Genomic DNA, 13492 nt, shown 5'->3' with positions numbered 1-13492 from the left:
GTATCCACAGATTCTGTGGATAATTCTGTGCATAAAGGCGCTCAGGCGCATGATTCAAGCCCTCCGGCAGTCGATTGGCTATTTTTTGCACACATCGAATATATTTATAATTCTCTTATTAATCAATTGATTACGACTAATTCCTGAGGTTTTGCCTGATGATTGTTCTGCGCAAGCCCGGAAATAGGCCTGTTTGACAAAAAACGACTTTCTGTGGATAGGTTTTCATGAATTTCCCGGATGAAGCGCCCGCCAGCAGCGGCTTTCCAGCCGACGAGCCTGTGCTGAGCGTGGCCCAGTTGAATCGTCAGGTGGCCAGGCTGCTGGAAGCAGGTATTCCGCGCCTGTGGGTGGCGGGAGAAATCTCCAACTTCACCCGGGCCGCGTCCGGTCACTGGTATTTTTCCATCAAGGATGAGTCCGCCGCCGTGCGGGCCGTCATGTTCCGTGGCCGGGCCCAGGCCGTGGGCTTCGTGCCGGAAGTCGGCGGACGCTACGAGTTCCGGGTCCAGGTATCGCTCTACGAACCGCGTGGCGACTATCAGGTGCAGGTCGAAAGCCTGCGGCGCGCGGGGCGGGGCGACCTGCACGAGGCCTTTTTGCGCCTGAAGGACCAGCTCAGCCGCGAGGGCTTGATCGATGCCGGGCGCCGCCGCGCCATCCCGACCATGCCGCGGACCGTGGGTGTGGTCACGTCCCTGGCCGCGGCCGCTTTGCGCGATGTGTTGTCGGTCATGGCGCGGAGGGCGCCGCATGTGCGGGTGATTCTGTACCCGGCGCCCGTTCAGGGCCGCGAGGCCGCCGCGCAATTGTGCCAGGCGCTGGACCAGGCGGCCGCCCGCAACGAGATCGACGTGCTGTTGCTGGTGCGCGGCGGCGGCAGCCTGGAGGATCTGTGGTCTTTCAATGACGAGGCCCTGGCCCGGCGGATCGCAGCCAGCCCCGTGCCGGTGGTCAGCGGGGTGGGGCACGAAACGGATTTCACGATCGCGGATTTCGTCGCCGATCTGCGGGCGCCGACGCCGACCGCGGCGGCCGAACTCTGCTGCCTGAGCCGCGATCAGTTGCTGGGACAGGTGCGGGCGGCGGCCGATGACCTGGCGCGCGCGCAGCGCCGCCGCCTGGAATACGCAGGCATGCGCGTCGACCGGGCGGCCGCCCAGCTGGTGTCGCCCGCGCAGCGCCTGCATCTGCACCGCCAGCGCCTGGAGACCGCGATGCAGCGTCTGACGCTGCCTTTGCCCGGGCGGATGCGCCAGCAGGCGCAGGATGCCCGGCGGGCCGGCGAACGCCTGCACGCATGCATGGATCGCCTGCTGCAGCGGGGCGGGCATCGGCTGGCCGTGGCTGAAAGCGCCTTGCAGGCCCTCGATCCCCGGGCCGTGCTGACGCGCGGGTATGCCATCGTGCGCGGGCCGGCCGGGAGCGTCGTCAAAAATGCGTTAGACTTAAAAATTGATGCGCGTCTCGATATTGAATTTGCACAGGGCCGGGCTCAGGCCACGGTTACCCGTACCGATACGCTGCTCTAGGCTTGCGACCCCCTTTTGGTTCGTGTCACGTTTTTTGAAGGAAATGTCATGGCTTTTACTTTGCCGCCGCTACCCTATGCGATGGATGCGCTTGCGCCCCATATTTCCAAGGAAACCCTGGAATTCCACTACGGCAAGCATCACCAGGCCTACGTCACCAACCTGAACAAGGCGGTGGAAGGCACCGAACTGGCCGGGCTCAGCCTGGAAGACGTCATTCGCAAATCCACCGGGGGCGTGTTCAACAACGCCGCCCAGGTCTGGAACCACACCTTCTACTGGAACAGCCTGTCGCCCAAGGGCGGCGGCGAACCCAGCGGCGCGCTGCGCAAGGCTATCGAGGCCAAGTGGGGCAGCGTGGATGCATTCAAGGACGCCTTTTCCAAGTCCGCCGCGGGTAACTTCGGTTCCGGCTGGACCTGGCTGGTGAAAAAGGCCGATGGCACGCTGGACATCGTCAATACCAGCAATGCCGGCACCACGGTGACGACCACCGACAAGGCCCTGCTGACCTGTGATGTCTGGGAACACGCCTATTACATCGATTACCGCAATGCCCGTCCGACGTACCTGGAACACTTCTGGAATCTGGTGAACTGGGACTTTGCGGCCGCCAATCTGGGCTGATGGGTTCCGCGGCCGGGTGGGCGGGCTTTCCGGCCGCCTCCTCGCGCCGCCATGAAAAAAGGCAGCAATGGCTGCCTTTTTTCATGGGCGACGGGCACGGCCGCGCCGGGGTCCGAAGCCCCGGGCCCGGGCCGGGTCAGGGGCGTGCGGACACAGGGATGCCGCGCACGGAGTCGCCCGCCCGGATGCCGGTCTTGTCAAACCAGCCCTGGTTCATTTCCAGGGCCGTGGTGATCGGCGAAGGGGGACAATGGGGGTCCAGGCTGCGTGGCCGCATGTCCTGGATGTCCACGATGCGCCCCCGCTCGTCGATGAAAGCGATCGAGAGCGGAATCAGGGTGTTCTTCATCCAGAAGCAGTAGATGTCGGGTGGCCCGAGCACGAACAGCATGCCGGCGTCGGCGGGCATATGGGGCCGATCCATCAGGCCTGCGCTCAGGGTGTCCGGCGTGTCCGCCAGTTCGGCCTGGATGCTGTGGACGCCGATCTGCAGGGGGATGGTGGGCAGGGGCGGCTGGGCCTGGGCCGGGCCGCAGATAAGAAGCGCCAGGGCGAGACCCCGCAGAGGCGGCCGCAGCCGGATGAGGTCCCGCATGCGCTGCGCAGCAACGTAAAAAGCAGGGCCCGTGGCGGGCCCTGCATCGCGGTAAAATGCCAAGGAATGTCCTGCGAGATCAGGCGGCAGTAATATTCAGGGCTTGTTTGCCTTTCGGACCCTGCGCGATATCGAAAGCGACTTTCTGGCCCTCTTTCAGGGTTTTGAAGCCGTTCATCTGGATCGATGAGAAATGAGCAAAAAGGTCTTCGCCCCCGTTGTCAGGGGTAATGAAGCCAAAACCCTTGGCGTCATTGAACCATTTAACCGTACCGGTCAGTTTTTGTGATTCTCCGGTGTTTTCGATGGATTCCGACATGCAAACTGCCTCTAATGTGTAGGGTTAAGCGGCCCCGGCCCGCCAAAAGTATGGCAGCGGCCTGCGGGACACGTCGATCATGCTGAATTCCACCGCCTTCAGTCAACTATGGAAACCACTAGGTTTTAACGCGCATGCCTACCGTCATTCAACATCAGCGTGAGCGGGTGCGCGAGGCTTTGCCGGCTCGGCTGGCGCCTCCGCCCATGTATCAGGTCGTGCTGCTCAATGACGATTACACGCCCATGGATTTCGTCGTGCACGTGCTGCGGCAGGTCTTTCACAAGACGGATGCCGAGGCCGAACGCATCATGCTGCAGGTTCACCACGAAGGGCGCGGGGTCTGCGGCATCTATACCCGGGACATCGCCTCCACCCGGGTCGACGCGGTGTTGCACATGGCGCATGCGGATCAGCATCCTCTGCAGTGTCTGATGGAACCCGTCCCTCTGTTTTGATGTTCCGGGCTCTGTCGCGGCCCGTCTTGGGGATTGCCCCGATCGGCCGCGAACAACGCCGGGCTGTTTTAGTCATAGAATAGACACAACGGATTGCTTGGTCCGCTCCGAAACAATGGAGGAAGCGTGATTTCCGAAGAACTTGAAGTCAGCCTGCACATGGCCTTCGTCGAGGCCCGTGCGGCCCGGCACGAATTCATCACCGTAGAGCACTTGTTGCTCTCCCTGCTGGACAATGCGTCGGCAGTCGAGGTCCTGCGCGCCTGCGCAGCCGACGTCGAGCTGTTGCGTCAGGATCTGCGCAAATTCATCGTCGAAAACACGCCGGTCTTTCCGGGCGATGGCGAGGTCGATACCCAGCCCACCCTGGGTTTCCAGCGTGTCATCCAGCGGGCCATCATGCATGTGTCCTCGAACGGCTCGAACAAGACCGCCGTCACCGGGGCCAACGTGCTGGTGGCCATGTATGGCGAAAAGGATTCCCATGCGGTGTACTTCCTGGTGCAGCAAGGGGTGTCGCGGCTGGACGTCGTCAACTATCTTTCGCATGGCATCACCAAGGCGCCGGAAGAGCCCCTGGCGGCGGACAATCCGCGCGTCGAGCCGCCGGCGGCCGACCCCAAGTCCGAGCAGCAGAAATCACCCCTGGAAACCTACGCCACCGATCTGAACGCGGAAGCCTTGAAGGGTCACATCGATCCCTTGATCGGCCGCGAGGACGAGGTCGAGCGGGTCATCCAGGTGCTGTGCCGCAGGCGCAAGAACAATCCCCTGCTGGTCGGCGAGGCCGGTGTGGGGAAGACCGCGATTGCCGAAGGCCTGGCCTGGCGCATCACCCAGGGCGACGTCCCGGAGGTCCTGAACCAGACCCAGGTCTACGCCCTGGACATGGGGGCGTTGCTGGCCGGGACCAAATACCGGGGGGATTTCGAACAGCGCCTGAAGCTCGTGCTCAAGGCCCTGAAAGACAACCAGCACGCTGTCCTGTTCATCGATGAGATCCACACCCTGATCGGCGCCGGCTCGGCGTCGGGCGGCACCCTGGACGCGTCCAATCTGCTCAAGCCGGCCCTGTCGTCGGGCTACCTGAAATGCATCGGCGCCACGACGTATACCGAATACCGGGGCATCTTTGAAAAAGACCACGCGCTGGCGCGCCGCTTCCAGAAGATCGATGTGCCCGAGCCCTCGGTGGAGCAGACTATCCGCATCCTGCGCGGGCTCAAGGCGCGTTTCGAGGCGCACCATCAGGTTCGCTATTCGGGGGCGGCCATTACGGCGGCCGCTGAATTGGCTGCCCGGCACATCAGCGATCGTTTCCTGCCGGACAAGGCCATCGACGTGATCGACGAGGCCGGCGCGGCCCAGCGGCTGCTGCCCAAATCGCGGCAGAAGAAGGTCATCGGCCGGGCCGAGATCCAGGCCACCGTAGCCAAGATCGCCCGCATTCCGCCGCAGAACGTATCCAACGACGACCGCAACAAGCTCGCCACGCTGGAGCGCGATCTGAAGGCCGTGGTCTTTGGCCAGGATCAGGCGATTTCCGCTTTGGCTGCCTCCATCAAGATGGCCCGTTCGGGGCTGGGGCGGCCCGACAAGCCGATCGGTTGCTTCCTGTTTTCCGGGCCGACCGGCGTGGGCAAGACCGAGGTCGCCCGCCAGCTGGCCTTTGTCCTGGGCATCGAACTGCTGCGTTTCGACATGTCCGAATACATGGAGCGCCACACGGTGTCGCGCCTGATCGGCGCGCCCCCGGGATATGTGGGATTCGACCAAGGGGGCTTGCTGACGGAAGCCGTGACCAAACAGCCTCATTGCGTGCTGCTGCTCGATGAAATCGAGAAGGCCCATCCGGATGTCTACAACATCCTGCTGCAGGTCATGGATCACGGCACCCTGACCGACAACAATGGGCGCAAGTCGGATTTCCGCAACGTCATCCTGGTCATGACGACCAATGCGGGCGCCGACACGCTCAACCGCAATGCCATCGGCTTCGCGGCGTCGCAGCGCACGGGGGATGAAATGGCCGAGATCAAGCGCCAGTTCACGCCGGAATTCCGTAATCGCCTGGATGCCATCATCGGCTTTTCCACCCTGCCGCGCGAGATCATCCTGCAGGTGGTGGACAAATTCCTGATGCAGCTGGAAGACCAGTTGCACGAAAAGCACGTGGACGTCCTGTTCACGACGGCCTTGCGCGAACACCTGGCGCGTGCCGGCTTTGATCCGACCATGGGGGCGCGGCCCATGCAGCGCCTGATCCAGGACACGATCCGTCGCGCCCTGGCCGACGAGCTGCTCTTCGGGCGCCTGGTGCACGGCGGACGGGTTCAGGTCGATCTGGATGCCAACGGCCAGGTGGTGCTGGATTTCCCCGATGAGCCGGCCGGTTCGGGGGCTGTGCCCTCGCCATCCCACCCCGAGCCCGAGCTCGTGGATTGATGGCGCCCCCCAGGGACCTCGGGCCCCTGATCGCTTGCCCGCATTGCGATACCCTGCATCGGCGGCCGGCCCTGGAACTTCGGGCGCAGGCTGCCTGCGGGCGTTGCGGCACGGTGTTGTATCGGCGAGGCCTGCTCAGCGTGAATCAATGGGTGGCGCTGGCCTGGGCCACTTTGCTGGTCTTCGCGCTGGCGCAGGGCTTCCCGTTGGCGCGTCTTTCCGTGCAGGGGCTCGACATCACGCTGACCTTCTGGGGCGCGTTGCGGCTGTGCTGGGATCGCGGGTATTACGGCGTGTCGGTCATGACCGGCCTGGTCGGTTTCTGGATTCCCTTGCTGCAGATTGCATTGACGCTGTGGGTGATGCAGGCCATCGCCGCGCGGCGCCTGCCGCCGGATCTGGGGCGCGTCCTGCGCTGGCTGGCGCATCTGGCGCCCTGGTCGATGGCGCCGGTGCTGGTGTTGGGGCTGCTGGTGGCGATCGTCAAGGTCTCGGGCATGGCCCGTCTGCAGATCGAGCCGGGCCTGTTGGGGTTCTTCGCGCTCAGTTTTCTGCTGTCGGGCCTGTCGCGCTGGGACGCGCCGGCCTTGTGGCAGGCGGCGGAAGACGCGGGCATGGTCCCGGTGTCCGGTCGCGAGGGGACAGGGGCGGTCTGTGAGTCCTGCGGCTATGTCCATGCAGCATCGGCGTCGGGGCGTTGTCCGCGTTGCCGCGCAGCCGTGGGGCCTCGGCGCCATGGCACCGCCCCGGAGGTCTGGGCCCTTCTCGTGGCCGCGGTCATCTTTTACATCCCCGCCAATACCTTGCCCATCATGCGGGTGCAGACGCTGCTGGGCAGCAGCAATCATACGATTCTCGGCGGGGTGGTCGAACTCTGGCGCATGGGGTCCTGGGATCTGGCCCTGATCGTTTTCGTCGCCAGCGTGCTGGTGCCGGTCACCAAGCTGCTGGCGCTGTCGTTTTTGCTGCTGCGCACGCGGCCACTGGGAGAGCGTATCCAGCGCCAGCGCACGCGCCTGTACTCGGTCGTGGAATTCGTCGGCCAATGGTCGATGCTGGATGTGTTCGTGGTGGTGCTGATGGCTGCCATGGCCGATTTTCCCGGATTGTCGCGCATCGATGTCGGCCCGGCGGCGTTGAATTTCGGGGCGGTGGTGGTGCTGACCATGTGGGCCGCCATGCGGTATGATCCGCGGCGAGGCTGGGACCGCTTGCGGGCGGCAGATTTCACCGGAAAACCCGATGACGATTGAAGCAGAAGACACTCCGCAGCAGATGGCCGATGGCCCGCAGGCCCCGGAGAACCCTGTGATCCGCCCCGGCCGATCGCTGCGCTGGTCCTGGGTCTGGCTGGTGCCTTTGCTGGCGCTGGCCGTGGCGCTTTCCTTGTTGGCGTCGGTCTGGGTGCGGACCGGGCCGGTCATCACCATCAGCTTTGCCTCGGCCGCCGGCATCGAGGCGGGGCAGACCAAGCTGCGCTACCGCGATGTGGTGGTGGGCGAGGTCAAGGACGTGCGGGTGGCCAAGGACCGGCAGCACGTGCTGGTCGATGTGCAATTGGTCCGCGAGGGCGCCAGCTACATCACGCAAAAGGATGCGAAGTTCTGGATCGTGCGCCCGCGCGTCAGCCTGGGAGGCGTGTCCGGCCTGGATACGCTGCTTTCGGGGGTCTACCTGAGCGTGGACGCGCCGATCGGATCGCCCAAGGGCGATGCCGTGACCTCTTTCGAGGGGCTGGCCAATCCTCCGGAAATCCTCAGCGGCCAGGTCGGTACCCGCTTCCGGCTGGTCACCCGCTCTCTGGGTTCGCTGACGGTGGGTTCGCGGGTCTACTACCGCCGCATTGAAGTCGGGCGCGTGGTCAACTACGAGATGACTCCCGACGGTCGGGCGGTCAATCTGCAGATTTTCGTGGAGGCGCCCTACGATCACTATGTGACGTCGGACACGCGGTTCTGGGACGATGGCGGGGTGGATGTGTCCGTCTCGACCAGCGGGGTCCAGGTGCGCACCAGCGGCCTGTCGGCCATTTTGAACGGCGGCGTGGCCTTTGCCCAAGCCGACGAATCCACGGCCTACGAGGGCAAGGTGGATTCGACGCCTGCCGCGCCAGGCAGCACCTATACGCTGTTCGATTCACGGGACCTGGCCCTGGCTGATCCTGATGGGGACCCGGTTCCGATCGAATTGCGTTTTGCGGATTCGGTGCGCGGCCTGCGGGTGGGCGCGGAGGTTGATTACCATGGCTTGGCGATCGGCAAGGTCGTGGACATCGATCTGGAATTCGACAGCGCGCGCAAGCGTTTTTATTCCCGGATCCGGGCGGAAATCTATCCCATGCGTTTCAGCCGGGCGTACCTGGATCTGGTGGCATCGGCCCATGGCGCAGAGGGCGAAGCCCTGCTCAAGCCTCTGGTGCAGCATGGCTTGCGGGCGCAATTGCGCTCGGCCAGCCTGCTGACCGGGCAGCAGTACGTGGCGCTGGACTTTTTCCGTGATCTGGACCCGGCCAAGATCCAGATTCCCGGAGACCCGGACCACGCAACGGGGCTCCTGATTCCCACGGTGCCCGGAGATTTTGCGCAACTGCAGCAGCAGTTGAGCAGCATCGTGACGAAACTGGACAAGATGCCGCTGGAATCCCTGGGCCGGGAACTGCAGGGCAGTCTGGGCAGTCTGCACAAGCTGTTGCAGCGCCTGGATACGCAGTTGGCGCCGCAGGCCAGCCAGACACTGGAATCCGCACGCCGCTCGCTGGATCGGATGGGGGCGATTCTGGGGCCGGATGCGCCCGTGATCGCGGACCTGCAAGATACTTTGAAGGCCCTGGACGGGGCTGCCCGGGGGCTGCGCCTGCTGACGGATACGTTGCAGTCGCATCCCGAGTCCCTCTTGCGCGGCCCCGCCAGGGATCGTTTGCGTTGATGGGGCCGACCGACCGGCATGGATCAGGAGACACGTTGATGCGGCGAAAAATGTTGTTCGGGTTGATGCTGGGGGCAGGCGGCCTGCTGGGGGCCTGCACCACGGTCCCCAGCCATTATTACAGTCTGGCGGCGACCTCGGCCGGCGCCGCCGCGCCGGTGGTTTCTTCCGGACCCGCGACGCCTTATGGGGTGCAGGTCCAGGTGCTCGGCATTCCGGCGGAATCCGACCGCTCGCAGCTGCTGGTCCGCGACCCGGCGCAGAGTCCTGCGGTCGAGGTCCTGAACCAGTCCCTGTGGGCGGCCCCCCTGGTCGACCAGATCCAGTCCGCGCTGGCCAGCCGGGTTTCGGCGGATCTGGGGGCGCCCGACGTGCAGCGCTTGCCGGGGCTGGCCGACCGGCCGGTGCGGCGGATGCAGGTCCGCGTGACGCGTTTCGACCTGGTCTGGGGACAAGGAGCCGAGTTGGCCGCCGTCTGGACCGATCGCGAGCCCGATGTGCGGGAACCCCGGGTCTGCCAGGCCCGGATCCGGGTGCCCGCTGCCCGGAGCGTCGCGGCCTTGGTCGATGGGCAGCGCCGCGCCGTGGAGGTTCTGGCGGGTCTGATGGCGCGTCGGGGCGAACCGGCCCGTTCGGGTTCACCTGATGCCGAAGCCACTGTACAGGCGGGTTGTACCTAAACTGTTTTCGGGTTATCCATAATGGCCGAAATGGGGTTAACCTCATACTATGCCGTATGGTGAGCGTTGCCTTTCGAGTCAGGGGGTGCGCGATTCAATCCTCAATCCGAGAGCCCGATCATGGCGACAGTTACCCTGGGTGTTAAGGTCGACGAGACCTTGCGTGAACGTCTTCGGCTGCAAGCCGACAAATTGGGGTGCACCCCGCACTGGCTGCACAAGCAGGCACTGCTCAGTTATATCGAGGCCATCGAGCGCGGACAACTGCCGGCCGACATCGACCATCGCCCGGATGCGTCCGAGCCCGATGCCGTGACGGAGCCCGAGCCGCAGACGCCGTTCCAGGAATTCGCCCAGGAGATCCAGCCGCAGTCCGTGCTGCGGGCCGCCATCACGGCCGCCTACCGGCGCCCGGAACCGGAATGCGTGGCCATGCTGCTGGATCAGGCGGGTTCGTCCCGGGCCGATCAGGTCGAGACCCTGGCCCGGCGCCTGGTGCAGACCCTGCGCGACAAGCGCACCGGCGGCGGCGTCGAAGGCCTGATCCAGGAATTTTCCCTATCCAGCCAGGAAGGCGTGGCCCTGATGTGCCTGGCCGAGGCCCTGCTGCGCATTCCCGATCAGGCGACCCGGGACGCCTTGATCCGCGACAAGATCAGCCGGGGCGACTGGCGGGCGCACGTGGGCGAATCGCGTTCGCTGTTCGTCAATGCGGCGACCTGGGGCCTGCTGGTCACGGGCAAGCTGGTCAGCGTCAACAGCGAACAGAACCTGTCCCAGGCGCTGACGCGTCTGATCGCCCGGGGCGGCGAACCTTTGATCCGGCGCGGCGTGAACATGGCCATGCGCTTGATGGGCGAACAGTTCGTCACCGGCCAGACGATTTCGTCCGCCTTGGCCAATAGCCGCAAGTTCGAGGAAATCGGTTTCCGCTACTCCTATGACATGCTGGGCGAGGCCGCCACCACGGCCGAAGACGCCGCCCGCTACTACCTGTCCTATGAACAGGCCATCCATGCCATCGGCAAGGCATCCCAGGGGCGCGGCATCTACGAAGGCCCGGGGATCTCCATCAAGCTGTCGGCGCTGCATCCGCGCTATGCCCGGGCGCAGCGCGACCGCGTCATGGCCGAACTGCTGCCGCGCATGGTGGAATTGTCCGCCCTGGCGCGGCAGTACGACATCGGTCTGAACATCGACGCCGAAGAGGCCGATCGCCTGGAACTGTCCCTGGACTTGCTGGAAGCCCTGTGTTTCGACGAACGTCTGCGCGGCTGGAACGGCATCGGCTTCGTGATCCAGGCCTACCAGAAGCGCGCGCCTTTCGTCATCGATTTCGTGATCGACCTGGCGCGGCGCAGCAAACACCGCCTGATGGTGCGGCTGGTCAAGGGCGCCTATTGGGATGCGGAAGTCAAGCGCGCCCAGGTCGACGGACTGGAAGGCTTTCCGGTCTATACCCGCAAGGTCCACACGGATGTGTCCTATCTGGCTTGCGCCCGCAAGCTGCTGTCGGCTCCGGAAGCGGTCTTTCCGCAGTTCGCCACGCATAACGCCCAGACGCTGGCATCGATCTACTATCTGGCGGGTGAAAACTACTACCCCGGCCAGTACGAGTTCCAGTGCCTGCACGGCATGGGGGAACCGCTCTACGGGGAAGTCGTCGGGCCGCTGTCCAAAGGCCGCCTGAACCGCCCCTGCCGGGTGTATGCGCCGGTGGGCACGCATGAAACCCTGCTGGCTTATCTGGTGCGTCGCCTGCTGGAAAATGGCGCCAACACGTCTTTCGTCAACCAGATCGGCGACAAGGACATCCCGATCGATCGCCTGATCGAAGATCCGGTGCGCAAGGCGCGAGCCATCCAGCCGTTGGGGGCGCCCCATGATCGCATTCCCTTGCCGCGCGACTTGTATCGCAAGCATGAAAACCGGCCCAATTCCGCCGGCCTGGACCTGAGCAACGAGCATCGCCTGGGTTCGCTGGCGGCGGCCTTGCTCGGCAGCGCCGGCCATTCCTGGCGCGCCGCTCCCCCGGGCGACTGGCCCGCGGATCGCGCCCAGGACGTCCTCAATCCCGCTGACCGGCGCGATGTGGTCGGCCAGGTGGTCGAGGCGCAGGACGCCGATGTGCAGGCGGCCCTGAAGCGGGCCGAATACGCGGCCCCTATCTGGCAGGCCACGCCCGTGGCGGAACGCGCCCAGTGCCTGCTGCGCGCCGCCCAGTTGCTGGAAGACGAGATGCAGATGTCCATCGGGCTGATCGTGCGCGAGGCCGGGAAATCCTTTCCCAATGCGGTCTCCGAGGTTCGCGAGGCCGTGGATTTCCTGCGCTATTACGCTATCCGCATCGAGGAAGAGTTTTCCAACGACAGTCATCGGCCGCTGGGGCCGGTGCTGTGCATCAGCCCCTGGAATTTCCCGCTGGCGATCTTCACGGGGCAGGTCAGCGCCGCGCTGGCGGCCGGCAACGTGGTGCTGGCCAAGCCTGCCGAGCAGACCAATCTGATCGCGGCATACGGCGTATCGGTGCTGCACCGCGCAGGCGTGCCCGCCGATGCCGTGCAGCTTTTGCCGGGGCGCGGCGAAACCGTGGGCGCCGCCCTGGTGGGCAGTCCGGTGGTGCGAGGGGTGATGTTCACCGGCTCGACCGAAGTCGCCAAGCTGATTGCCGCGACGCTGGCGCAGCGGCTGGACGGAGCGGGGCACCCGGTGCCGTTGATTGCCGAGACCGGCGGCCAGAATGCCCTGATCGTCGACTCTTCCGCGCTGACCGAGCAGGTCGTCTACGACGTGCTCAGTTCCGCGTTCGACTCCGCCGGGCAGCGGTGTTCCGCCTTGCGGGTGCTGTGTGTGCAGGAAGACTGCGCGGATCGCACCCTGGCCATGCTGCGCGGCGCCATGCAGGAATTGCGGGTGGGGCGTCCGGAGCTGCTGTCCACGGACATCGGTCCGGTCATCGATGCGGATGCTCAGGCCATGATCGAACGCCACGTGCGGACCATGCAGGCCGCCGGTCATCAGGTCGACCGCCAGACGCTGAACGAGGACGAGATCCGTTTCGGCACCTTCGTCGCGCCGACCTTGATCGAAATCACCGAGATCGCCGAACTGGAACGGGAAGTATTCGGACCGGTGCTGCATGTGCTGCGCTATCGGCGGGATGATCTGGACAGCGTCATCGACGCCATCAACGGACGAGGCTATGGCCTGACTTTCGGCGTCCACACCCGGTTGGATGAAACGGTGAATCACGTCACCGAGCGCATCCAGGTCGGCAACATCTACGTCAATCGCAACATCGTGGGGGCCACGGTGGGGGTGCAGCCCTTCGGGGGCGAGGGTTTGTCCGGCACAGGGCCCAAGGCCGGTGGCCCCCTGTATCTGCACCGCCTGTTGTCGGTGTCGTCCAACACGCTGCCGGTCGAGGGCGTGGTGGGGCGGGATGCCCAAGTCCTGGAACTGCCCGGGCCCACGGGAGAAACCAACCGCTATCGCCTCAAGCCCCGGGGGACCGTGCTGTGCCGCGCCGTCAGCGCGGCAGGGGCTCGCGCCCAGCTGCAAGCCTGCCAACGCACGGGCAATGCCATGCTGTGGGTGGATACCCCTGAAATGCGGCCCCTGCGCGAGCAGGAAGGTTTGCAGGCGGTGCGCTGGGTGGACACCGGCGCCCTGGATGCGGCGGATTTCCAGGTCGTGCTGTTCGAGGGCGACGGCGATGACCTGCTGGCATTGACCCAGTCCGTGGCCGCGCGCCCGGGGCCGATCGTCCCGGTGCTGGCCCGGCGTTCGCACGAATTGTCCAGCGGCCAGGGCTACCCCTTGGAGATGCTGGTGCGCGAAGTGTCCATCTGCGTCAACACCGCCGCCGCCGGCGGCAACGCAACACTGATGATGGTGGGATGATTCCGGAC

The 13492-nt window shown here is 65.0% G+C and carries 10 protein-coding genes; 8 read left to right on the top strand and 2 right to left on the bottom strand.

Going from position 1 to position 13492, the window contains the following annotated elements:
- The first annotated feature begins 227 nt into the window (after nt 1-227).
- The gene (gene xseA / locus WBG56_RS14160) at nt 228-1532 is read left to right on the top strand and encodes an exodeoxyribonuclease VII large subunit (protein ID WP_424269427.1); all 1305 of its coding nucleotides are present in this window, start codon (nt 228-230) and stop codon (nt 1530-1532) included.
- A gap of 48 nt (nt 1533-1580) precedes the next feature.
- A complete protein-coding gene (gene sodB, locus WBG56_RS14155; protein WP_424269425.1) occupies nt 1581-2159 on the top strand; it encodes a superoxide dismutase [Fe] in 579 nt (192 codons plus the stop codon).
- Nucleotides 2160-2295: 136 nt separating this feature from the next.
- Here sodB and WBG56_RS14150 read toward each other — a convergent pair whose 3' ends face one another.
- A complete protein-coding gene (locus tag WBG56_RS14150; protein WP_424269423.1) occupies nt 2296-2754 on the bottom strand; it encodes a DUF192 domain-containing protein in 459 nt (152 codons plus the stop codon).
- Between the two features lie 79 nt (nt 2755-2833).
- Complete coding sequence (locus WBG56_RS14145) at nt 2834-3073, bottom strand: cold-shock protein (RefSeq protein ID WP_066454117.1); 240 nt, start codon at nt 3071-3073, stop codon at nt 2834-2836.
- A gap of 134 nt (nt 3074-3207) precedes the next feature.
- Here WBG56_RS14145 and clpS point away from each other — a divergent pair, with 134 nt between their 5' ends.
- From clpS to putA, 6 genes are all read left to right on the top strand, one after another.
- Entirely contained in the window at nt 3208-3531 is a 324-nt protein-coding gene (gene clpS, locus WBG56_RS14140) for an ATP-dependent Clp protease adapter ClpS (protein ID WP_424269421.1), read from the top strand.
- Nucleotides 3532-3657: 126 nt separating this feature from the next.
- Nucleotides 3658-5976, top strand: a complete 2319-nt coding sequence (gene clpA / locus WBG56_RS14135) for an ATP-dependent Clp protease ATP-binding subunit ClpA (protein WP_424269419.1) — start codon at nt 3658-3660, stop codon at nt 5974-5976.
- Nucleotides 5976-7229: a PqiA/YebS family transporter subunit gene (locus WBG56_RS14130; protein ID WP_424269417.1), complete on the top strand. Its 1254-nt coding sequence runs from the start codon at nt 5976-5978 to the stop codon at nt 7227-7229. Before clpA ends, WBG56_RS14130 begins: the two co-directional genes overlap by 1 nt.
- On the top strand, nt 7219-8901 hold the full coding sequence (locus WBG56_RS14125) for an intermembrane transport protein PqiB (protein WP_424269415.1): 1683 nt from the start codon (nt 7219-7221) through the stop codon (nt 8899-8901). Before WBG56_RS14130 ends, WBG56_RS14125 begins: the two co-directional genes overlap by 11 nt.
- A 38-nt stretch (nt 8902-8939) precedes the next feature.
- Complete coding sequence (locus WBG56_RS14120; protein WP_424269413.1) at nt 8940-9581, top strand: PqiC family protein; 642 nt, start codon at nt 8940-8942, stop codon at nt 9579-9581.
- A gap of 120 nt (nt 9582-9701) precedes the next feature.
- Nucleotides 9702-13484: a trifunctional transcriptional regulator/proline dehydrogenase/L-glutamate gamma-semialdehyde dehydrogenase gene (putA, locus tag WBG56_RS14115; RefSeq protein ID WP_424269411.1), complete on the top strand. Its 3783-nt coding sequence runs from the start codon at nt 9702-9704 to the stop codon at nt 13482-13484.
- Nucleotides 13485-13492 lie beyond the last annotated feature (8 nt).

The organism is Castellaniella sp., assembly GCF_049671645.1.
In the GTDB taxonomy this organism is placed as follows: domain Bacteria; phylum Pseudomonadota; class Gammaproteobacteria; order Burkholderiales; family Burkholderiaceae_B; genus Castellaniella.
Note: the sequence above shows the minus strand (reverse complement) of the source record. Positions and strands in the feature narration are given on the sequence as shown.

Coding starts and splice junctions, on each gene's coding strand:
- WBG56_RS14120 (WP_424269413.1), top strand. CDS start 8,940: ATGCGGCGAAAAATGTTGTTCGGGTTGATGCTGGGGGCAGGCGGCCTG.
- WBG56_RS14125 (WP_424269415.1), top strand. CDS start 7,219: ATGACGATTGAAGCAGAAGACACTCCGCAGCAGATGGCCGATGGCCCG.
- putA (WP_424269411.1), top strand. CDS start 9,702: ATGGCGACAGTTACCCTGGGTGTTAAGGTCGACGAGACCTTGCGTGAA.
- sodB (WP_424269425.1), top strand. CDS start 1,581: ATGGCTTTTACTTTGCCGCCGCTACCCTATGCGATGGATGCGCTTGCG.
- WBG56_RS14130 (WP_424269417.1), top strand. CDS start 5,976: ATGGCGCCCCCCAGGGACCTCGGGCCCCTGATCGCTTGCCCGCATTGC.
- WBG56_RS14150 (WP_424269423.1), bottom strand. CDS start 2,754: ATGCGGGACCTCATCCGGCTGCGGCCGCCTCTGCGGGGTCTCGCCCTG.
- clpS (WP_424269421.1), top strand. CDS start 3,208: ATGCCTACCGTCATTCAACATCAGCGTGAGCGGGTGCGCGAGGCTTTG.
- xseA (WP_424269427.1), top strand. CDS start 228: ATGAATTTCCCGGATGAAGCGCCCGCCAGCAGCGGCTTTCCAGCCGAC.
- WBG56_RS14145 (WP_066454117.1), bottom strand. CDS start 3,073: ATGTCGGAATCCATCGAAAACACCGGAGAATCACAAAAACTGACCGGT.